This window comes from Xanthomonas sp. NCPPB 3959, assembly GCF_056675575.1.
On the sequence record NZ_JBWWVR010000002.1, the window covers coordinates 215,978 to 236,740 of the forward strand.

General features: G+C 63.7%; 18 protein-coding genes and 1 other RNA gene. 11 read left to right on the forward strand and 8 right to left on the reverse strand.

The annotated features are described in order from the left end of the window. Positions 1–585: 585 nt before the first annotated feature. Genes rimI through pssA form a run of 3 tightly spaced genes read right to left on the reverse strand, consistent with a single transcriptional unit; the run spans position 586 to position 2,354 of the window. Positions 586–1,068 (reverse strand): ribosomal protein S18-alanine N-acetyltransferase, encoded by a 483-nt coding sequence (gene rimI, locus AC1KVG_RS03910; RefSeq protein WP_023902533.1) that lies wholly within the window; start codon positions 1,066–1,068, stop codon positions 586–588. Continuing rightward, on the reverse strand, positions 1,065–1,541 hold the full coding sequence (locus AC1KVG_RS03915) for an alanine acetyltransferase (protein WP_115039737.1): 477 nt from the start codon (positions 1,539–1,541) through the stop codon (positions 1,065–1,067). The genes rimI and AC1KVG_RS03915 overlap by 4 nt, the downstream gene beginning before the upstream one ends. A gap of 39 nt (positions 1,542–1,580) precedes the next feature. Beyond that, on the reverse strand, positions 1,581–2,354 hold the full coding sequence (pssA, locus tag AC1KVG_RS03920) for a CDP-diacylglycerol--serine O-phosphatidyltransferase (protein WP_023902531.1): 774 nt from the start codon (positions 2,352–2,354) through the stop codon (positions 1,581–1,583). Between the two features lie 133 nt (positions 2,355–2,487). On the opposite strand from pssA, the gene AC1KVG_RS03925 reads away from it, so the two are divergent. The 3 genes from AC1KVG_RS03925 (at position 2,488) to AC1KVG_RS03935 (ending at position 5,447) form a co-directional block, all read left to right on the forward strand. Beyond that, a complete protein-coding gene (locus AC1KVG_RS03925) occupies positions 2,488–2,892 on the forward strand; it encodes a DUF4124 domain-containing protein (protein ID WP_023902530.1) in 405 nt (134 codons plus the stop codon). A gap of 250 nt (positions 2,893–3,142) precedes the next feature. Next, a complete protein-coding gene (locus tag AC1KVG_RS03930) occupies positions 3,143–4,837 on the forward strand; it encodes a proline--tRNA ligase (RefSeq protein ID WP_168957139.1) in 1,695 nt (564 codons plus the stop codon). Between the two features lie 145 nt (positions 4,838–4,982). Beyond that, a complete protein-coding gene (locus tag AC1KVG_RS03935; protein WP_023902528.1) occupies positions 4,983–5,447 on the forward strand; it encodes an H-NS histone family protein in 465 nt (154 codons plus the stop codon). Between the two features lie 59 nt (positions 5,448–5,506). On the opposite strand, the gene AC1KVG_RS03940 is transcribed toward AC1KVG_RS03935, so the two are convergent. Next, positions 5,507–6,766 carry a threonine/serine exporter family protein gene (locus AC1KVG_RS03940; protein ID WP_043888908.1) on the reverse strand — a complete coding sequence of 420 codons (1,260 nt, stop codon included), beginning with the start codon at positions 6,764–6,766 and terminating at the stop codon, positions 5,507–5,509. Between the two features lie 49 nt (positions 6,767–6,815). On the opposite strand from AC1KVG_RS03940, the gene AC1KVG_RS03945 reads away from it, so the two are divergent. The 4 genes from AC1KVG_RS03945 to AC1KVG_RS03960 all read left to right on the forward strand — a co-directional run bounded on the left by AC1KVG_RS03945 (position 6,816) and on the right by AC1KVG_RS03960 (position 10,543). Continuing rightward, entirely contained in the window at positions 6,816–8,045 is a 1,230-nt protein-coding gene (locus tag AC1KVG_RS03945; protein ID WP_183086899.1) for an MlaE family ABC transporter permease, read from the forward strand. A gap of 85 nt (positions 8,046–8,130) precedes the next feature. After that, a complete protein-coding gene (locus AC1KVG_RS03950) occupies positions 8,131–8,973 on the forward strand; it encodes an ABC transporter ATP-binding protein (RefSeq protein WP_481093560.1) in 843 nt (280 codons plus the stop codon). 2 nt (positions 8,974–8,975) lie between these two features. Further along, positions 8,976–9,902 (forward strand): MlaD family protein, encoded by a 927-nt coding sequence (locus AC1KVG_RS03955; protein WP_023902524.1) that lies wholly within the window; start codon positions 8,976–8,978, stop codon positions 9,900–9,902. Then, the gene (locus AC1KVG_RS03960) at positions 9,899–10,543 is read left to right on the forward strand and encodes an ABC-type transport auxiliary lipoprotein family protein (RefSeq protein WP_023902523.1); all 645 of its coding nucleotides are present in this window, start codon (positions 9,899–9,901) and stop codon (positions 10,541–10,543) included. Before AC1KVG_RS03955 ends, AC1KVG_RS03960 begins: the two co-directional genes overlap by 4 nt. A 22-nt stretch (positions 10,544–10,565) precedes the next feature. Here AC1KVG_RS03960 and AC1KVG_RS03965 read toward each other — a convergent pair. Together AC1KVG_RS03965 and AC1KVG_RS03970 are read right to left on the reverse strand one after the other, a co-directional pair. Continuing rightward, positions 10,566–10,632: non-coding RNA, sX9 sRNA (locus AC1KVG_RS03965), on the reverse strand. A gap of 527 nt (positions 10,633–11,159) precedes the next feature. Further along, positions 11,160–11,759: an alpha-ketoglutarate-dependent dioxygenase AlkB family protein gene (locus AC1KVG_RS03970; protein ID WP_481093561.1), complete on the reverse strand. Its 600-nt coding sequence runs from the start codon at positions 11,757–11,759 to the stop codon at positions 11,160–11,162. Positions 11,760–11,885: 126 nt separating this feature from the next. Here AC1KVG_RS03970 and AC1KVG_RS03975 point away from each other — a divergent pair, with 126 nt between their 5' ends. Together AC1KVG_RS03975 and AC1KVG_RS03980 are read left to right on the forward strand one after the other, a co-directional pair. Next, the gene (locus AC1KVG_RS03975) at positions 11,886–13,535 is read left to right on the forward strand and encodes an electron transfer flavoprotein-ubiquinone oxidoreductase (protein WP_481093562.1); all 1,650 of its coding nucleotides are present in this window, start codon (positions 11,886–11,888) and stop codon (positions 13,533–13,535) included. Positions 13,536–13,644: 109 nt separating this feature from the next. Further along, positions 13,645–16,380 carry a rhamnan synthesis F family protein gene (locus AC1KVG_RS03980; RefSeq protein ID WP_481093627.1) on the forward strand — a complete coding sequence of 912 codons (2,736 nt, stop codon included), beginning with the start codon at positions 13,645–13,647 and terminating at the stop codon, positions 16,378–16,380. A gap of 23 nt (positions 16,381–16,403) precedes the next feature. Here the strand turns inward: AC1KVG_RS03980 and AC1KVG_RS03985 are convergent, their stop codons facing one another. Continuing rightward, entirely contained in the window at positions 16,404–17,042 is a 639-nt protein-coding gene (locus AC1KVG_RS03985) for a CoA transferase subunit B (protein ID WP_176341599.1), read from the reverse strand. Continuing rightward, positions 17,042–17,773: a CoA transferase subunit A gene (locus tag AC1KVG_RS03990; protein WP_481093563.1), complete on the reverse strand. Its 732-nt coding sequence runs from the start codon at positions 17,771–17,773 to the stop codon at positions 17,042–17,044. Before AC1KVG_RS03990 ends, AC1KVG_RS03985 begins: the two co-directional genes overlap by 1 nt. Before the next feature lie 134 nt (positions 17,774–17,907). Between AC1KVG_RS03990 and AC1KVG_RS03995 the strand changes: the two genes are divergently transcribed. Next, positions 17,908–19,254, forward strand: a complete 1,347-nt coding sequence (locus AC1KVG_RS03995; protein WP_481093564.1) for a phosphohexomutase domain-containing protein — start codon at positions 17,908–17,910, stop codon at positions 19,252–19,254. 45 nt (positions 19,255–19,299) lie between these two features. Beyond that, complete coding sequence (locus AC1KVG_RS04000; RefSeq protein WP_006449670.1) at positions 19,300–20,703, forward strand: mannose-1-phosphate guanylyltransferase/mannose-6-phosphate isomerase; 1,404 nt, start codon at positions 19,300–19,302, stop codon at positions 20,701–20,703. Positions 20,704–20,763 lie beyond the last annotated feature (60 nt).

Here is a 20,763-nt window from a genome sequence, read left to right on the forward strand (position 1 = left end):
GACAAAACGTTGCGCTCAAGACACGCAGAGACAGCGACAAGGACACTGCAGCGCAGCATGATTCGAGTCGCAACGCAGATGGACGCAGGTTCAGTACGGTGTGCCGCTGCGATCACGTGCTGCGTGTTTTCTTCGACGTCCATGCGTGTTGCGATGCGACGTATCGACACCGCAACGCACGCACTGTGATCGGGCTTATGCGATCAGCGCAACCAAAAAAAGAATTGGAATATGGCGAAAATATCGCCATCGATCAGCGCGGCGCGCCACGCTGCATAGGGGATGATGCGCACGACGGGCAATCAATCAAGTGCAGCAGTTGCGCGCATCGCAATGCCATCGATTGCAACCACGCGACAGCCTGAGTCAGAGTGACGGCAAGCGATTGATTGCGGGCGGCGACATCGTCGGTGGCGGCATGCGGTAACGGCACCCGATCGCAAGCGCAGCCTGTTGCTGCGATGGACATTGCGCACGCGAGCTGCAGCGCAACCGCAATGGATGCACGCAGGCATCAGCATGAATCACATCAACCGTCACTAACGCAGCCCATCGACGAACGCGGTCAGCAACTGCCAATGGCGCTCAGGAGAACCCTTCGAAGAACAACTCGATCGCCATCACCAACGCATCCTCGCGCCCGGTGTTGGAGGGGTAGTAGCGTGGGCGCCGCCCGATTTCGTTGAAGCCTTCGGAGTGATACAGCGCGATCGCCGAGGGGTTGGACGGGCGTACTTCCAGAAACGCACGCCGCGCGCCGCGATCGCAGGCACCCTTGATCAGCGCGCGCAGCAACACGCGGCCATGGCCTTGCGATTGGGCTTCTGGTGCGATGCAGACGTTGAGCACGTGCGCCTCGTCGGCGGCAATGCTGATTACCCCATAGCCGATGACCTGGCCACCCTGCTCCATCACCCAGCCGGGGTAGCCGGCCTGCAGGCAGTCGCGAAAGATGTTGCGCGTCCACGGAAACGGATAGGCGCGATGCTCGATCTCCATCACCACGTCCAGATCGCTCTCACGCATCGCGCGCAGCGCTGTGGGCAGGGGTGCGTTCAATGCGCTCACGCCGGGTCCTGACGCCGCCGTAGCGCACGCAACTGCGGCCACAGCGCGCGCTTGGCTGCCGGGTTGCCACGCAACTCGGCCAGCGGCCAGGTGGCCATCAAGGCCTGGGTATTCGGGTCGCCGGGGTTGCAGCCGGAAGCGCGCAGCAACGCGATCTGCAAACGATCCGGCAGGCCGACACGACTACGCCGCGGCGGCGCGGCCGACGGCGCGGTATTGGGCGCACGTGGGGCCTCGGCGGGTGCAGCCGGTGCGGTGCGGCGTGCGACAGGCGCCGCAGCGTGCGCCACCGACGGCGCCTGCACCGCACGCTCGACGCGCATCGGCGCGGCTGCCGGCGCGCTCTCTACCACGTCGGCAGGCGCAGGCAATGCATCCACCGTGTCGCGGTCCAGATACACGGTGTGCCCCAACGCCTGCAGATACGAGACCTGCAGATCGGACCACATCGGCTCGGACGCCATCTCACTCATGACAGCACGCTCATGACAGGTTGCTCATCACAGCCGGGCTCATGGCAGCTCGGGGACGCGCCGCCAGCGCCGCCACAGCCACATCACCGGACCGGACAGCGCATACAGCACACCGATCACCAGCAGCGAACGGGCCAGGTCGATCACCAGCAGCGCGATCACCACCGTGGCGATCGCCAGCGCCAGGAACGGCACGCGGTCGGCACGCGGCCCACGCGCACCGCCCTTGAAGCTCCAAAAGCGGATCCGGCTGACCATCAACAAGGCAGAGACCACCGTGATCGCCAATGCCAGATAGCGCAGCTGCTCGCCATCGAAGCCCAGGCTGTCGTCGGCAAACGCCCACACGAACGCCATCATCAAGCCGGCCGCCGCCGGACTGGCCAGGCCGATGAACCAGCGTTTGTCGACCACGCCTACTTGCGTGTTGAAGCGGGCCAGCCGCAAAGCCGCGCAGGCCGCATATAGAAAGGCGGCCGACCAGCCGACCCGGCCCATCACGTTGCTGTCGTACTTCAGCGCCGACAGCGACCAGTGGTACATCACCAGCGCCGGGGCCATGCCGAAGCTGACCAGATCGGCCAGCGAGTCGTACTGCACGCCGAATTCGCTGCTGGTATTGGTCAGGCGCGCGACCCGGCCGTCCAGCCCATCCATCACCGCAGCCACGAACACCGCCATGGCCGCCTGGACGAATTGCCCATTGGCGGCGGCGATGATGGCGTAAAAACCGGAAAACAGCCCGGCGGTGGTGAACAGGTTCGGCAGCAGGTAAATCGTGCGCGAGCGCGGGGGCGGTCTCATTTCATCCATCCGACAAGTGTAGGGCCTGAGGTCCGTTCGGCGGTAGCGCGCCCTGCCCTTGACGCATACGCCGGGCGGCATCACTTGCCAGCGCAGGCCGCGGATGCTGCAATCGCCGCGGGAATCATCCAGGGGAAGCCACATGCAGCTGTCGTCCGGGCTTTGCGCCCTGTTGATGCTGGTCAGCGCCGGCGCCGGCGCGACCGATCTTTATAAGTGGAAGGACGCCAAGGGCGTGACCCACTACACCGAAACCCCGCCGCCGTCCGGCCAGCGTTACGAATCGCGCCGGATCGACGCCCGCAGCGGCACCGCCGCCATCGCCGCGCCGGAAACCGCCGCACCCGAATCGGCCGATTGCCTCACCGCACGTCGCAACCTGGAGCTGCTCAGCGGCAAGGGCGAGGTGACCATGGGCGCTGGCGCCGACGGCAAGCCCGGCACCCCGCTGGACCCGGACGCTCGCACCGCACAGCGCAACCTCGCCGAAGCGGCCGCCAAGGCTTATTGCAAGCCGGCACCGACCAGCGGCGGCCCGGCCACCTGAAGTCCAAAACACATGGCGGCCCCTCTGCTGGGTGGACACTGCGCACCAACCGCCGTCTACGCAGGGCACACGCCGATTTCAGTACTGGCCGTGTCAGAACGCCGGCCACCCGTGTTTGGGTGAATGGCGCTTGGCCAGACCGATCACGTACCGGTCTTTCCAGCCCTGCCGAGACGGGGCAGCGCCCTCGCCGATGACCGCCAGGGCGCGACACTGGCAAACTATGGGCTTTCCGCCCAAGCGAAGCCCGATGCGTCTTTCCCAGTTTCACCTGCACACCACCAAGGAAACCCCGGCCGACGCCGAGCTGGTCAGCCACCGTCTGATGCTGCGCGCGGGCATGATCCGCAAGCTGGCCTCCGGGCTGTACACCTGGTCGCCGCTGGGCCTGCGCGTGTTGCGCAAGGTCGAGGCCATCGTGCGCGAAGAGATGAACCGCGCCGGAGCGGTGGAAGTGCTGTTCCCCACCATCCAGCCGCGCGAGTTGTGGGACGCCACCGGCCGTTGGGAAAAGTTCGGCGGGCAGTTGCTCAAGATCAAGGACCGCAAGGAACAGGAGTTCTGCTACAGCCCCACCGCGGAGGAAGCCGCGGCCGAGTTCGCGCGCCAGGAGATCAACAGCTACAAGCAGCTGCCGCTGAACTTCTATCAGATCCAGACCAAGTTCCGCGATGAAATCCGCCCGCGCTTCGGGGTGATGCGTGCGCGCGAATTCCTGATGAAGGACGCTTACTCGTTCCATCTCACCGACGAGGACATGGCGCGCGAGTACGACAACATGCGCGCGGCCTACACCCGCATCTTCACCCGCCTGGGGCTGGAATTCCGCGCCGTGCAGGCCGATTCCGGCGCCATCGGCGGTGACGCCTCGCAGGAATTCCACGTCATCGCCGCCTCCGGCGAAGACTCGCTGGCGTTCTCCACGGCTTCCGATTACGCCGCCAACGTGGAAACTGCCAGCGCCGCCCTGCCCGCCCCGCGCGCCGAGGCTGGCGAGGCGATGCGCCAGGTCGCAACGCCCACCCAGAAAACCTGCGAAGACGTCGCCCAGCTGCTGGGCATCGCGCTACAGCGCACGGTCAAGTCGGTGGCGGTGATGACCGAGGCCGGCTTTGTGCTGGTGCTGGTGCGTGGTGACCACGCGGTCAACGAGATCAAGCTGGGCAAGGTCGCCGGGCTGGCCGGTTACCGGATGGCCAATGAGGCCGAAATCCGCGACCACCTCGGCTGCGAGCCGGGTTTTCTGGGCCCGGTGAATACCGCGCGCCCGGTGCGCGTGGTGGCCGATCGCGATGTCGCAGCCCTGGCCGATTTCGTGGTCGGCGCCAATGTGTCCGGCGCGCATCTGGCAGGCGTCAACTGGGGCCGCGACCTGCCCGAGCCGGACACCGTGGCCGATGTGCGCAACGTCATCGAAGGCGAACGTGCGGCCGATGGCGGCGAGCTGCGGCTGGCCCGTGGCATCGAAGTGGGCCATGTGTTCCAGCTCGGCAGCCAGTACGCGCAGGCGTTGCAGGCCACCGTGATCGACGAGAACGGCAAGGTCGCGGTGATGAAGATGGGCTGCTACGGCATCGGGATTTCGCGCATCGTGGCTGCGGCGATCGAACAGAACCACGACGAGGCCGGCATCATCTGGCCCGCACCGATGGCGCCATGGCAGGTGGTGGTGTGCGTGATCAACCCGAAACAGGACCCACAGGTGATTGCCGCAGCCGGCGCGCTGTTGGACGAATTGATCGCCGCCGGGATCGAAGCCGCACTGGACGATCGCGGTTTGCGTCCGGGCGCCATGTTTGCCGATATGGAACTATTGGGCATTCCGCATCGGGTGGTGGTCTCAGAACGCGGATTGGCGGCCGGCACATTTGAATATCGCGCGCGCACCGCCGAGGCAGCAGAAAACCTGGATAAGGCCGGGTTATTCTCCCGCCTGGAACGTTGATCAAACACCCCGAACCCGCTTCAAACAGATGAACACAAGGCGCCGAATTATTTCGGCGCATTTGTCACGCGGGTTTTCTGACATTATGATGGCCAGCGCTGCCACGGACCGGCATTCTTTTCTCTCTCAATTTTCCGGAGTAGTGATGTCGATCGATCTTAGCGGCCTGTCGGCCAAGCAGTTGGGTGCACTGATCAAGAATGCGAAGAAGCAGCAGACGGTGGTTGCCAAGCGCACCCCGATCGCAAAGGTCCGCACCCAGCTGACCCGCGCCGCGAAAGCGCATGGTTATTCCATTGAAGAATTGTTTGGCGCTTCCGCCACTGCCAGCGCTGGTCCGGGTCGTCCGGCTGCCGCTGCCAAGCCGGGCCCGCGCGCCGGCCGCAAGCTGGGCAAGGTGCCGCCGAAGTATCGCAACCCGGCCAATCCCCAGGAAGCCTGGACCGGCCGTGGCAAGCAGCCGCGCTGGCTGGCCGAATTGACCGCCGCCGGCAAGAAAGTCGAAGACTTTCTGATCAGCAAGGTCGGCGCCAAGAAGACCCCGGCCAAGAAGACCTCGGCACGTAAAGTTGTCACCAAGCGCGCCACCAAGAAGTCCAAGGCCGCTTGATTCAAACCAATAAAAACGCCGGCATTGCCGGCGTTTTTATTGCGCGCGTTTCCTGCGCCTCATAAATTCTTGCGGGCCGGAATCAACAGATTGCCGAATAGCAATCCGGCCATCAATGCCATCACGATATTGGTCACTGCCAATAGTGCCGCTTGCCCGACACTGACATCCTGTTGCTGCACCAGGGTGAGAAATCCGCGCAGGCTGGTACTACCTGGAACCAGCATGATGATGCCCGGCAAACGAATCAATGCACCGGGTCTTTGCACCACCCGCCCGAATAGATTACCGGCGGCAGTCAATGCCATGGCCGAGGCGAATACGCCGGCCGGGCCGCCCCAGGCATGCCCCGCATAACGCGCAATGACATAACCGGACATGGCTGCGGCCATGATCCAGGGATAATCGCGTCGACTGGCTTTGAACAACACTGCAAACGCATAAGCGGCCACCAGCAGCGAAGCCCATTCCACCCAACTGGCCTGCGGACGCACCGCGGCGAGCTGTGGCTGCAAGCCGACCAGCTGCGTCAGCGTCACGGCGATCACCGCACCGACGGTGAGCTTGAGCACCGTGGTCACCGCGCCGGCCAGGCGCGCGGTTCCTGAGACCCAGTGCTGGCTGGCCAGCTCGTTGAAGGCATTGGTCAGCGACATGCCGGGCAGCAGCACCACCAGCGAGGCGATGATCACCGTATTGAGATTCAACGGGCCAAGCAGCGAGCCGACCACCGTCGCCACCACCCCGGCCAGCAAGCCGGCCAATGCTTCTCCGGCCTCTTTGGTGGCCGGGCGTTTATCGGTGTATTGGGTCAGCAGCCCGATCGACATACCGATCGCGCCAGCGGTGGCGATATCCAGCCAGGGCAATTTCCACAGCCCGGCCACGCCGGCTGCAGCCAGCCCGAAGGCCAGCACCTGCATGGTCTTGCCACGCCGGTCGACCTCGCGGTCCAGCCGGCGCAGCGCTGTGTGCCCCTGCGCGATGCTCATGCGTCCATTGGCCACGCTGTCGGCGATGTAATCGGCCACGCTGAGTTTGTACAGATCGTTCTCGCCCGGGGCCAGCCGGATCACCCGGGTGATGTCGCTGGAGCCGATCGACTTGGTCGGGTCGCTGAAGCTCAAGATAATCCCGGTGGGATTGGACCAGGGCTCGCAGTCCAGCCCCAGCTTCTGCGACAGCCCGACCACCGCGGCCTCCAGCCGCTGCGCGGTGGTGCCGTAGGTATGCAGGCGCCCGGCGATTTCCGAAACGAAGGCGACGCGCTGCGCGTAGGTGGCGCTGGCGGACGGTTGGACAAGGGTGGCGGCGGACATGCGTAGCGGGTCGGATCGGAGAAACGCCGTCTGGCGAGGCCGCCAGTGTATGCCGCAGTGCGCGTGGCCGGCGCCCCGATCGCCCACGCCGGAGCCGCAGGTGCGAAGCGTCCCCAACATTCGCTCACGCCGGGCGCGGTATGCTGGCGCCACGGACAGGCCACCCATGATCAAACCGCAACCTCCACGCATCGAACAAGACTCGCAGGATCACGCACAGGTCCGCCTTGCCGGCAGTTGGGTCCTGGCGACCGCATTGCCGCAGGCAGAACTGCTGCAGGCCGTGCCCGATGGCATTCGTCGCATCGACGCGCGCGGCATCGCGCAACTGGATTCGGCCGGCGTGCTGCAGTTGCTGCGCTTCGCCAGCCGCATGGGCTTGAAGGAAGACGCGATCGATTTCCGCGATGAGCACCAGGCCCTGGTGTGCACCATCGAAGAACTCAACGACGAGCGCCCCAAACCCAAGCGTGATTACGGCTTTGTCGCCGCGCTGGACCGTCTGGGCCGCACCACGCATGGCGTGGGCCAGGGCATTCTGGAGCTGAACAGCTTTCTGGGCGAGAACCTGGTCAAGATCGCGCGGCTGATCCACGAGCCGCGCCGCTTCCGCCTGACCTCCACCGTGCACCACATGGAACAGGTCGGCCTGGATGCGGTGCCGTTGGTGGTGCTGCTGTCGTACCTGGTGGGCGCGGTGATCGCGTTCCTGGGCTCGACCATCCTGCGCGACTTCGGCGCAGAAATTTATGTGGTGGAGCTGGTCTCCATCGCCTTCCTGCGCGAATTCGCGGTGCTGCTGACCGCGATTGTCCTGGCCGGGCGTACCGCCAGCGCCTTTACCGCGCAGATCGGTGCAATGAAATCGCGCGAGGAAGTGGATGCCATCCGCACCCTGGGCCTGGACCCGATCGACCTGCTGGTGATCCCACGCCTGCTGGCGCTGATCTTCACCCTGCCGCTGCTGACCTTCATCGCGATGATCGCCGGCCTGGCCGGTGGTGTGACGGTGGGCGCGTTCGATCTGGATATTCCGCCGCAGATGTACCTGGCGCGCATGCACGACACCATCCAGTTGCGGCATTTCCTGGTCGGGCTGTCGAAGGCGCCGCTGTTTGCGCTGGTGATCGGCCTGATCGGCTGTCTGGAAGGCTTGAAGGTCAGCGGCACCGCGCAGTCGGTTGGCGAGCGCACCACCTCCTCGGTGGTGCAGACGATTTCCTTGGTCATCATCCTCGACGCGATTGCCGCGCTGTGGTTCATGAAGATGGGGTGGTGATGAGACCGGGATTCAACATTCGGGATTCGCGATTCGTGCAAGGCACAAGCGCAGCTGGCGCTTTGACACTCGGGAGAGCCGTGCTGTGACCAATCCCGAATCCCCACTCCCCAATCCCGGCACAGAGACCGACGCCGACGACGACCAGTTGGCGATCTCGGTGCGCGGGCTGACCAATCGCTTCGGCAGCCAGGTCGTGCACGAGGAGCTGGATCTGGACGTGCGTCGCGGCGAGATCCTGGGCGTGGTCGGCGGCTCGGGCACCGGCAAGTCGGTACTGATGCGCAGCATCCTGGGCCTGCGCGAGCCGGACGCCGGCAGCATCCAGGTGCTGGGGGCGGATGCGCGCTCGGGCCGTTTCGCCGACCGCCAGCACATCACCCGCAATACCGGGGTGCTGTTTCAGGACGGCGCGCTGTTCTCGTCGATGACCGTCGGCGAGAACGTGCAGGTGCCGTTGAAAGAGCATCACGGCGAGTTCCCGGAGCGCTGGTATTTCGAACTGGCACTGCTGAAGATCAAGCTCGCTGGCCTGCCGGCCGATGCGTTGGACAAGCTGCCTTCGCAATTGTCCGGCGGCATGCGCAAGCGCGCCGGCCTGGCGCGCGCGTTGGCGCTGGACCCGCCGCTGCTGTTTCTGGACGAGCCCACCGCTGGCCTGGACCCGATCGGTGCGGCCGCCTTCGACCGTTTGATCCGGACCTTGCAGCAGGCGCTGGGCCTGACCGTGTTCCTGATCACCCACGACCTGGATACGCTGTACGCCATCTGCGACCGCATCGCGGTGCTGGCCGATCGCAAGGTGATCGCCAACGCACCGCTGGCCGAAGTCGAACAGCTCGACCACCCCTGGATCCAGGAATACTTCCACGGCCCCCGCGCGCGCGCCGCGCGCGCAGCCAAGACCGACTCCACCGAGACCGCCTGAGCATGGAAACCAAAGCCAATTACGTCCTGATCGGCGCCTTCACCATCGTGGCAGGCCTGGCCTTGCTGCTGTTCGGGCTGTGGGCGGCCAAATATTCCTCCGACCGCACCTGGCAGCAGTACCGGGTGGTGTTTCGCGAGGCAGTGACCGGCCTGACGGTCGGCAGCCCGGTGCAATACAACGGCATCGCGGTCGGCTCCATCACCGAGCTGACGCTGGCGCCGAACGACCCGCGCCAGGTCGTGGCGCACGTGCGGGTGAACTCCACCACGCCGATCAAGAGCGATACGCGCGCCAAGCTGGCCATCACCAGCCTGACCGGCCCGTCGATCATCCAGCTCTCCGGCGGCACGCCCGAAGCACCGTCGCTGACCACCATCGACAAGAGCGACGCGCCGATCATCCAGACCACGCCCTCGGCGCTGCAGAACATCACCGACACCGCCAACCGCATCGTCGAGCGCATGGACCAGATGCTCTCGGACAAGAACGTGGCCAGCATCACCGCCACCTTGCAGAACCTGGAAAAGATCAGCGGCGGCATCGCCGATCGCGACGAAGGCATGCAGGCGCTGATCGTCAGCGCGCGCGATGCCGCACGCAATCTGGACACCACCCTGACCACCACCAACGGCACCATCAAGCGGCTGGACCAGAACCTGGTGCAGCAGCTGCCGGGCATCCTGGCCAAGCTAGACGCCACGCTGGTCAAGCTGGATTCGGCTGCCGGCAACGCCGACAACATCCTTGGCGAGAACCGCGCGGCCATCAATAGTTTCGCCAACGATGGCCTCGGCCAGCTCGGACCGACACTGACCGAATTGCGCGGCCTGATCCGCGACCTGCGCCGGGTCAGCGACAAACTGGACAACAACCCTGCGCGCTACCTGCTCGGCCGCGACGCACCCAAGGAGTTCGAACCGAAATGACTGCCATGCGCCTGTTGCGTCCCTTGTTGTGCGTCTCGTTGCTGGCGCTGGGCGGCTGCTCGCTGCTGACCGGCGGCGACCAGAAACCGGCCACGATCTACGCGCCCACCGTGCGGATCACGCCGAACCCGTCCTGGCCGCAAGTCAGCTGGCAACTCTCGGTTGCCAAGCCCAGCGCCGCGCGTGTGATCGACAGCCCGCGCATCAACGTGCGCCCCACCCCGGGTGAGTTGCAGGTCTATCACGGCGCCGGCTGGGCACAGCCGGCCACCGACATGCTGGAAGACAGCGTGGTGCGCGCGTTCGAAGACTCCGGCAAGATCGCGGCGGTCGCCCGCATCGGCACCGGCATCCGCTCCGACTACAAGCTGGTCATCGACCTGCGCCGCTTCGAGTCGGACTATGCGGGCCAATCGCTGCCCTCGGCCACCATCGAACTCAACGCCAAACTGCTGCACGCCGCCGATCAGCGCGTGGTGGCCTCGCGTACCTTCCTGGTTGCACGCCCGTCCACGGGTACCGACACCGCGACGGTCGCCGCAGCCTTCGAGCAGGCGATGACGCAGGTCACCACCGAGCTGGTGGGCTGGACCTTGATCACCGGTCAACAGGACAGCCAGAACCTGCCGCGTTCGTTGTAAGCGGAAGCGACAGACCTGGAGCGCCTAACAAAACGCAGCGAGCTGTCGTCAGGTGGGCGCGCAGAAACCGGAGTGTATGAGTGGTACATGCCGATTCCGAGCACCGGCCGCGCCCGCCTGGTGGCTGTCGCAGAGCGGCTGATCTGTGGCCTGGCTGCAGGGCCCTTGCCCACCCACCATCGCGGGACACGCTGCAAGTACGTCCTTGTAAGCTCTTACGCGTAAGGTCCCGCGACGGTGGGCGGGCAAGGACCAATCGAGATGGTCGGTGTGCACGGTTGCAAGCAGTGCGTGACGTGCTTCTAATTGACCAGCTATCGTGTTCTGCGAACTATGCCCGCAAGCCAACGCAAGTCGCGAGATGACCGGCTTTCATCCAGCTACCGACAAACTCTCTGGTCCGGCGTCCTCGCCGATTGCGGGACCGTGTGGCGGCATGAATGCCGCCACCGAGCCTACATGGACGTACTTGCGGCGTGTCCCGTAAGCGGTGAGGCACCGCGCCCTCGACCGACCCAGCGTTTGACCTGGCTTCTGACTGCACCCAACAAGATCCAGCCAACGAAACCACTGCGCTCCCCGCCGGCCGAGCGCTCGCTACGTTTGTTAGCCGCTCTTATCGCTGGGACACGCGCATCGCAATCTGCCGAAAGGTCAGATTGATGCGCTCGCCGACTGGCTTTACGGTGCGCGGCAAGGCGTGCTTGTAATGGCGCTGGGTATCGCCGCCCATCAGCAGCAGATCGCCGTGGCCCAGCTCCAGCGTCTGCTTCAACGCCGCATCGTCGCGATGCTTGAACGCAAACCGCCGCGTGCCGCCCAGGCTCACTGAGGCGATCAGCGGCTGCGCCCCCAGCTCCGGTTCGTCGTCGCTGTGCCAGCCCATCGCATCGTTGCCGCTACGGTAGCGGTTGACCAACACGCTGTTGAACGGATGCCCGGTTTCATCCTGCAGGCGCGTGCGCACTGGCTGCAGCGCGTCCAGCCACGGCTGCGGCGCAAATCGGGTGCCCGAATAGCGATAACTCGCCTCCGCATCGCCGATCCAGCTACTCAAGCGTGGCGAATCCACCAGACGCCCGAACATCCGGATGCGGTGCACTTCCCACCGCACATCCTGCAAGAGCGCCTGCATCAGCACATCGGCCTGCGCCGCCTGTAACCAGCCGCGACACCAGGCGATCTCCGCTTGCGGCAGTGCAACCCGAATCTTCATGCGGCAAACGCTAGCACGCGTCCGCTGAGCGGTGCCGCGCGGTACGGATGAATCGATCCGATTTGCCGCCGTCACATCGAATCCCGGAAAATGCGCGTTAGCCATCGAGCCAACGGGAGCGGAGCAATGTCGGAAGCGGGAGTCGGCGCACATGCGTCAGAGACGGTCGAGCGCGACGTGATGGAGTACGACGTCGTCACCGTCGGCGCCGGTCCGGCCGGGCTGGCATTTGCGATCCGGCTCAAGCAGCTCGATCCGAACATCAGCGTGTGCGTGATCGAAAAATCCAGCACCATCGGCGCCCATATCCTCTCCGGTGCGGTGATCGAACCGGGTCCGCTGGATGCCTTGCTGCCCGGCTGGCGCGACAACCCGCCGCCGATTTGCGTGGCCGCCACCGACGACGAATTCTGGTTCCTCGGCAAGGACAGTGCACGCAAGTTCCCGGTGGTGCCGCCGGGCATGCGCAACCACGGCAACTTCATCGTCAGCTTAGGGGCGATGTGCGCCTGGCTGGCGCCGCAGGCCGAAGCGCTGGGCGTGGAAATCTACCCAGGCTTTGCCGCCGCCGAAACCCTGCACGACGCCAACGACCAGGTCATCGGCGTGCGCATTGGCGACATGGGCGTGGCCAAGGATGGATCGCACAAGCCCGGTTACACCGCCGGCATCGACATCCGCGCCAAGGTGACCGTGCTGGCCGAAGGCGCCCGCGGCCATCTGACCAAGCGCCTGCTCAAACGCTTCGACCTCACTGCCGACGCCGACCCACAGGGCTATTCGATCGGCATCAAGGAACTGTGGCAGGTACCGGAAGGACGCGTCAGCCCCGGCAAGATCGTGCACACGCTCGGCTGGCCGGCCGACAACCGCACCTATGGCGGCAGCTTCCTATATCACCTGGACAACAATCAGATCGCACTCGGCTATGTCAGCGGCCTGGACTATAGCGACCCCAAATACCAGCCGTGGGAAGCCTTCCAGCAATGGAAGAACCACGCGCTGATCAAGTCGTTGCTGGAAGGCGGCAGCATTCTTTCGGCCGGCGCACGCGCGATCGTCACCGGCGGCTGGCAATCGCTGCCAAAAGTGGACATGCCGGGCGCATTACTGATCGGCGACACCGCCGGCCTGCTCAACGTGCCCAAGATCAAGGGCACTCATCAGGCGATCCGCAGCGGCATGCTGGCCGCCGAACATCTGGTGCAATCGCAACTGGCCCCGCTAGGCTTCGACGCAAAACTGCGCGCCTCCGATGCGATGGCCGAGTTGAAAGAAGTGCGCAATATCAAGCCTGGTTTCAAGAAAGGCCTATGGTTCGGCCTGCTCAACGCGGCTTGGGAAACCGCGCTTAAGGGCGCGTCGCCCTGGACGCTGAAAAACAAGCCCGACTGGTCGGCACTGCACAAGATTGGCGAGTACGAGCAACCCAAGCGCGACTACGGCACGCGCGAACTCGCACCACGCGATCGTCTGCAGGCGGTCTACTTTGCCGCCACCGAACACGACGAAGACCAGCCCGTGCATCTGAAGGTGCTCGACACCGACATCTGCGCCACCCGCTGCGTGCAGGAGTACGACAACCCCTGCACGCGCTTCTGCCCGGCCAACGTCTACGAAATGGTCGCAGATACCAATAGCCCCTCCGGCAAGCGCCTGCAGATCAACGCCGCCAACTGCGTGCACTGCAAGACCTGCGACATCAAGGACCCCTACGAGATCATCACCTGGGTCACCCCGGAGGGTGGTTCCGGGCCGAACTACCAGAATCTATGAGCAACGACTGGCATGCCGCGTGACTAGCAGTCTCTCCAAACTCGTGGCTGCGGCACGTCGCTCGGTAGAGCTCCATGGCGGCGGTTTCTCCGGCGCAACTGCAGTTGCGATGCGGGCGTTCAAAGTGATCCGCGCCCTCGGAATACGCGGATTTCTTGGGCGAGTGCGATTGGCCGGACGCAAGCAGCCAACGGCTTCACGCCTGTCGGACCAAGCGCCGTTCGTCGCGCCTGTGCCCTTGTCGCAGCTGCAGTTAAAAGTCGGCGTGATGGTGCACGTCTTCTATCCTGATCTGATCGACGAATTCGCACAGTCACTCCAGCACATGCCGGTTGGCTATGACCTGCTGGTCTCTGTGATGGACGAAGCCGCCGCAGATCACTCACGCGCCCGCTTTTCCAAGCTATCGCATGTTGAGAAACTGGATGTGCGCATCGTGTCCAACCGTGGCCGTGATATCGCGCCACTGGTGGTGACGTTCCGCGAGCAGATCCTGGCATTGGATGTTGTCGGCCATCTGCACACAAAAAAGTCCCTGTATACCGGCAGCGAGCAAGGCCAGTGGCGCCGCTACCTGGTCTCGTCCCTGATGGGGAGCCCGGAGCGCATCGCCTGGCAACTGGGAATGTTTCAGGCCGAGCCGCGCCTTGGCATGCTTTACCCCGAAAGTTACGAACGGGTGCCGCTATGGGCACATACCTGGCTGAGTAATTTTGAGGTTTGCCGCGCGCTGGCCCAACGTCTCGGATTCGATATCAGCGCCTCGGAGTACATCGACTTTCCTGCAGGATCGATGTTTTGGGCAAAGGTGGATGCACTACGGCCGTTGTATGCGCTGAACCTTGAGCTGAAGGACTTTCCCGAAGAGCGCGGCCAGATCGATGGCACCTTGCACCACGCAATGGAGCGCATGTTCGTCGCCATCGTGCGGCACCAGCAGTATCGCATCGGCATTTTGCCGCAAGACGGCACGCTGGCGCTCAGCGGCGAAGGTGGGCGCAACTGGCAAGCTGCGTTCGAAACGCCGATCGCCACGCGATTCACACTGTCCTCTCTTCAAGCTCGACTGGTGTCATTGGACATCTTCGACACCTTGGTGGTGAGACCGTTCCTGTTTCCGGCGGGTGCTCGCGCCTATCTTGCCCACTTAGTAGCATGCAAATTCGGGGTCGAGAACTTTCTTGAACTACGCGACCTTGCTGAGTCCAAGGCACGCCATCAACGTGGCGCCGATGTCGATCTATCGAGCATCTACAACACCCTGTCTGGCCTACCTGATGCGGAAGGACTCCCAATCGGCGCCCTCCAGGCATTGGAAGTGGCGCTGGAAGCCAGACTGCTACAACCACGTCGGGCTGTGATCGCAGCAGCTACACAGTTGCAGCAACGCGGCACCCGCCTGGTTGCGCTGTCGGACATGTATCTGGATAGCACATTGCTGCAGCAGATCCTGCCGCCCGAGGCCAGCGCGCTGCCAGCGGCCTGGTATGTCTCCTGCGAGACGGGTTGGCGCAAAGATGCTGACAGTGCCTGGAAGAAGCTGCCAAACATTGAAAAAATCGACACCTCGCAGTGGCTGCATGTCGGCGATAACGAACACGGCGATATCCAGCGTCCACAGATGCACAAATTACTGACTCCAGTGCATGTGCTTCGCCCATCTGCGTTACTGGATGTGGTTCCTGCATTGCGCCCGCTTCGGCCACCGTTGGGTGCGGCAACGCGGTGGCAGGACCAGTTATGGCTTGGCTTGCTGGCTAATCGGTTCGCCGATCTTGCCGACCGGCAGCCGGAAACATTGATGCCGTTGCCGACACTCTCCCCGGCAAGTCTTGGCTACATAGTCATCGGCCCGTTGATCTTCGATTATCTCGCTTGGCTGGTCCGCATGGCGAAGCAAACCAACATCGAAACGATTTTATTTTTGAGCCGAGAAGGCTACCTGCTGGAGCAGGGTTTTCAGCTCGTGAAACAAACGTCCCCGGCGCTTGACCAGCTTCATGGCAAGTATCTGCTCGCATCGCGGCGGGGAACCGGAACACCCTCGCTACACACGCCGGACGATCTTGCATTGCTGCTGGACAGTACCTACACCGGGACGCTGGGCAACATGGTGCAGGCCCGCCTGGGAGATGCCGCGGCACATATTCTGGAGCGCCGGTTAGGCCAGTCGGTCATGCAACGCGATGTCTACCTGCCGGAGATGCACGCCGAACTTCTAGAGCTGATAGCTCCAGCAATAGATGAACTGCTGGCGCTTGCCGAAACTGAAAGGACGGCCTACCTGCATTACTGGAGAGCGACCGCAGGTAACGGTGCAGCCATGGTGGCCGATATAGGTTACTCAGGCACCATCCAGGCCAACCTTGCAAGATTGACTGGGCATCCGCTGGGTGGCGCCTATTTTGCATTGAACGGGCGCGCCACAAAGATCACTGCCCAGAGTTGGGCCGCCGCCCGCTATTTTGATGGCCGTACCGAGGGTGATCCGGAGCAATCCACGATCCTGCGCCACGATCTGCTTCTGGAAACACTTCTCACCGCTCCTTCGCCGCAGTTTTCCTACTTCACAGGCACCACCGAGGTTCCGACTGCGGTCTACGCCAGTCCGGAGCTATCGCCAGCGCAATGGGCGACGATCGCGCAGGTGCATGAAGGTGCGTTAGCGTTCATTGCAGACGTTTGTCAGGTTGCGCAGGACGAAAGCTACCTGCTGGACTTCGATCGAGCCTCGATCCAGATCCCGCTGCAGTGCGTCGGCTCCGGACGCTGGCAGGCACCGTGGCTGGCAGAGCTGCAACTGGACGATCGCTTCACTGGACGCGGATCGGTCCGGGCCGGATGACCTGACGACCATCCGGCCTTGCCTCACGGTTGAGGCGTCAGGATTGCCACACCGGTCTTATGGCGCAACTCCTCCAGATCCACCCCATCTGCCGCCTCCACCAGCACCAGCCCGCCGTCGGTCACATCGAAGACTGCCAGGTCGGTGATGATGCGATCGACCACGCCCACGCCGGTCAACGGCAAGTCGCACTCGGGCAGGATCTTGTGGCTGCCGTCCTTGGCCACGTGTTCCATCAGCACCACCACGCGCTTGACCCCGGCCACCAGGTCCATTGCGCCGCCCATACCCTTAACCATCTTGCCGGGCACCATCCAGTTGGCCAGATCGCCGCGCTCGGTGACCTGCATCGCACCGAGAATCGCCAGATCGATGTGCCCGCCGCGGATCATCGCGAACGAGTCGTGGCTACCGAAATAGCTGGCGCCAGCGCGCGCGGTGACGGTCTGCTTGCCGGCATTGATCAGGTCCGCATCCACGTCGTCTTCGGTGGGAAACGGGCCGATACCGAGCAGGCCGTTCTCCGATTGCAGCCACACGTCCACGCCATCGGGAATGTGATTGGCCACCAGTGTCGGCAGGCCGATGCCCAGATTGACGTAGGCGCCATCGGTCAATTCGCGCGCCGCACGCGCGGCCATCTGATCTCTGGTCCAGGCCATCAGTGCTGTCCTTCGCGCACGGTGCGCTGTTCGATGCGTTTTTCCGGCGTGGCGTTGAGCACCAGGCGGTCGACATAGATGCCGGGCAGATGCACCTGGTCCGGATCGATCGCGCCCAACGCCACGATCTCCTCGACCTCGGCAATGCAGACGCGACCGGCCATTGCGCAGGCGGGATTGAAATTACGCGCGGTCTTGCGAAACACCAGGTTGCCGGCGGTATCCGCACGCCATGCCTTGACCAAGGCCACATCGGCCTGCAGCGCGGTCTCCAGCACGTAATGCTTGCCGTCGAATTCGCGGGTTTCCTTGCCCTCAGCGACGATGGTGCCGTAGCCGGTCGCTGTGTAGAACGCCGGGATTCCCGCACCACCTGCACGCAAACGCTCGGCCAGCGTGCCTTGCGGGTTGAACTCCAGTTCCAGTTCACCGGCCAGATACTGGCGTTCGAATTCCTTGTTCTCGCCCACGTAGGACGAAATCATCTTGCGGATTTGCCGGGTGGCTAATAATTGGCCAAGCCCAAATCCATCGACTCCGGCGTTATTGGAAATCACGGTCAGCCCGCCGACTCCGCTTTCGCGCACTGCCGCGATCAGCGCTTCGGGGATTCCGCACAAGCCAAAGCCGCCCACCGCCAGGGTCTGGCCGTCGGCCAGCACCCCGTCCAGCGCCGCCTTGGCATCAGCATAGCGTTTGCCGCTTGCCTTACCACGTCCACTATTGCGCATCACCGCCCTCGCCTCGCTGATGTGAAGCGACCATTCTAGCCGCTGACTGTTCCCTGTCCCCGTTCGCAATTCCGCCACACCCAAGACACGGCGCAGCCGCTAAACTCGGATGTCCCCCACCCCAGGAATTGCCCATGACGCTACCCGCCTTCAAGGCCTACGATATTCGCGGCCGCGTGCCGGATGAACTCAACGAGGACTTGGCTCGCCGCATCGGCGTGGCGCTGGCGGCGCAGCTGGATCAAGGGCCGGTGGTCCTGGGCCATGACGTGCGCCTGGCCAGCCCCGGCTTGCAGGAAGCGCTCTCGGCCGGCCTGCGCGCCAGCGGCCGCGAGGTGATCGATATCGGCTTGTGCGGCACCGAGGAAGTCTATTTTCAGACCGACTACCTCAAGGCCGCCGGTGGCGTGATGGTCACCGCCAGCCATAACCCGATGGACTACAACGGCATGAAGCTGGTACGCGAGCAGGCGCGACCGATAAGCTCAGATACCGGCCTGTTCGCGATTCGCGACACTGTCGCCGCCGATACCGCCGCACCGGGTGAGCCCACTGCGAGCGAACAGAGCCGTACCGACAAGACCGCCTATCTGGAGCACCTGCTCAGCTACGTGGACCGCAGCACGCTCAAGCCGCTCAAGCTGGTGGTCAACGCCGGCAACGGTGGCGCCGGTCTGATCGTCGATCTGCTCGCACCGCATCTTCCCTTCGAATTCGTGCGCGTCTTCCACGAACCCGATGGCAACTTCCCCAACGGCATTCCCAACCCGTTGCTGCCGGAAAACCGCGCTGCCACCGCCAAGGCGGTGCAGGAACACGGCGCCGATTTCGGTATTGCATGGGATGGCGACTTCGATCGTTGCTTCTTCTTCGACCACAGCGGCCGCTTCATCGAAGGCTATTACCTGGTCGGCCTGCTAGCGCAGGCAATCCTGGCCAAGCAGCCGGGCGGCAAGGTCGTGCACGACCCGCGCCTGACCTGGAACACCGTGGAGATGGTCGAAGACAGCGGCGGCATTCCGGTGCTGTGCAAGAGCGGGCATGCCTTCATCAAGGAAAAGATGCGCAGCGAAAACGCCGTCTACGGCGGCGAAATGAGCGCGCACCATTATTTCCGCGAGTTCGCCTACGCCGACTCCGGCATGATTCCGTGGCTGTTGATTGCCGAGCTGGTGTCGCAGTCCGGTCGTTCGCTGGCAGATCTGGTCGAAGCACGCATGCAGAAGTTCCCTTGCAGCGGCGAGATCAACTTCAAGGTGGAAGATGCCAAGGCCGCAGTTGCGCGCGTGATGGAGCATTACGCGTCGCTGTCACCCGAGCTGGATTACACCGATGGCATCAGCGCGGACTTCGGCCAGTGGCGTTTCAACCTGCGTAGTTCCAACACCGAACCACTGCTGCGTCTGAACGTGGAAACCCGCGGCGATGCCGCACTGCTGGAAACGCGTACGCAGGAGATTTCCGATCTGCTACGCGGCTGATTTACCATCATCCCCCACTTTGACGCACTGGAGTTTCCCCCGCTCATGAGCGACGTCCTTCCGATTATCCTGTCCGGCGGTTCCGGCACGCGCCTTTGGCCGTTGTCGCGCGAATCGTACCCGAAGCAGTTCCTGCCGCTGGTCGGCGAGCACAGCATGCTGCAGGCCACTTGGCTGCGTTCCGCTCCAGTAGCGGCGCATGCACCCATCGTGGTGGCCAATGAAGAACATCGCTTCATGGCCGCCGAGCAGCTGCAGCAGCTGGGTGTGAAGCCGTCTGCCATCCTGCTTGAGCCCAAGGGCCGCAACACTGCGCCGGCAATTGCCGTCGCTGCATTGGAAGCCACCCGTAACGGCGGCGATCCGCTGTTGCTGGTGCTGCCGTCCGATCATGTGATTCGTGACGAGGCTGCCTTCCAGGCTGCCGTGACCGTCGCGGCAGCTGCCGCAGAACAGGGCAAGCTGGTCACCTTCGGCATCAAGCCGACCGCGCCTGAAACCGGCTATGGCTACATCAAGGCCGGTGCCGGTACCGGCGCCACCGCGGTCGAACGCTTCGTCGAAAAGCCCGACCTGGCTACCGCGCAAGGCTATCTGGCCAGCGGCGAGTATTACTGGAACAGCGGCATGTTCCTGTTCCGTGCCTCGCGCTATCTGGAAGAACTGCGCAAATTCCATCCCGCCATCGCCGACGCGTGTCAGAAGGCGTGGGAAGGCGGCAAGCGCGATGCCGACTTCACCCGTCTGGACAAGGATGCGTTCGCCTCCAGCCCGTCGGATTCGATCGACTATGCGGTGATGGAAAAGACTGCCGATGCGGTCGTCGTGCCGCTGGATGCCGGCTGGAATGACGTTGGCTCATGGTCCTCGCTGCTGGACGTCTCCGAGCAGGATGGCCAGGGCAATGCGCATCATGGCGATGTCATCCAACTCGATTGCAAGAACACCTATGCGTATGGCTCGCGCCTGATTGCCATGGTCGGTCTGGAGGACGTGGTTGTGGTGGAGACGCCAGACGCCGTTCTGGTCGGTCACCGCGATCGCATCCAGGAAGTGAAGGATGTGGTCGGCCGGATCAAGGCCGACGGTCGCTCCGAGGCGACCTGGCATCGCAAGGTCTATCGTCCGTGGGGTGCTTACGATTCGATCGACATGGGCCACCGTCACCAGGTCAAGCGCATCACCGTCAAGCCCGGTGCCGTGCTCAGTCTGCAGATGCATCACCACCGCGCCGAGCACTGGATCGTCGTCAGCGGCACCGCAGAAGTCACGCGTGGCGAAGAGGTGCTGCTGCTCACCGAGAACCAGAGTACCTATATTCCGCTTGGCGTGACCCATCGCCTGCGCAATCCAGGCAAATTGCCGCTGGAACTGATCGAAGTGCAGTCCGGCAGCTATCTGGGCGAAGACGACATCGTGCGTTTCGAAGATACCTACGGGCGCACCTAATCGGTCGCTTTCGGGATTCTGCAATACATAAACAAACAGCCGGGATTCCCGGCTGTTTGT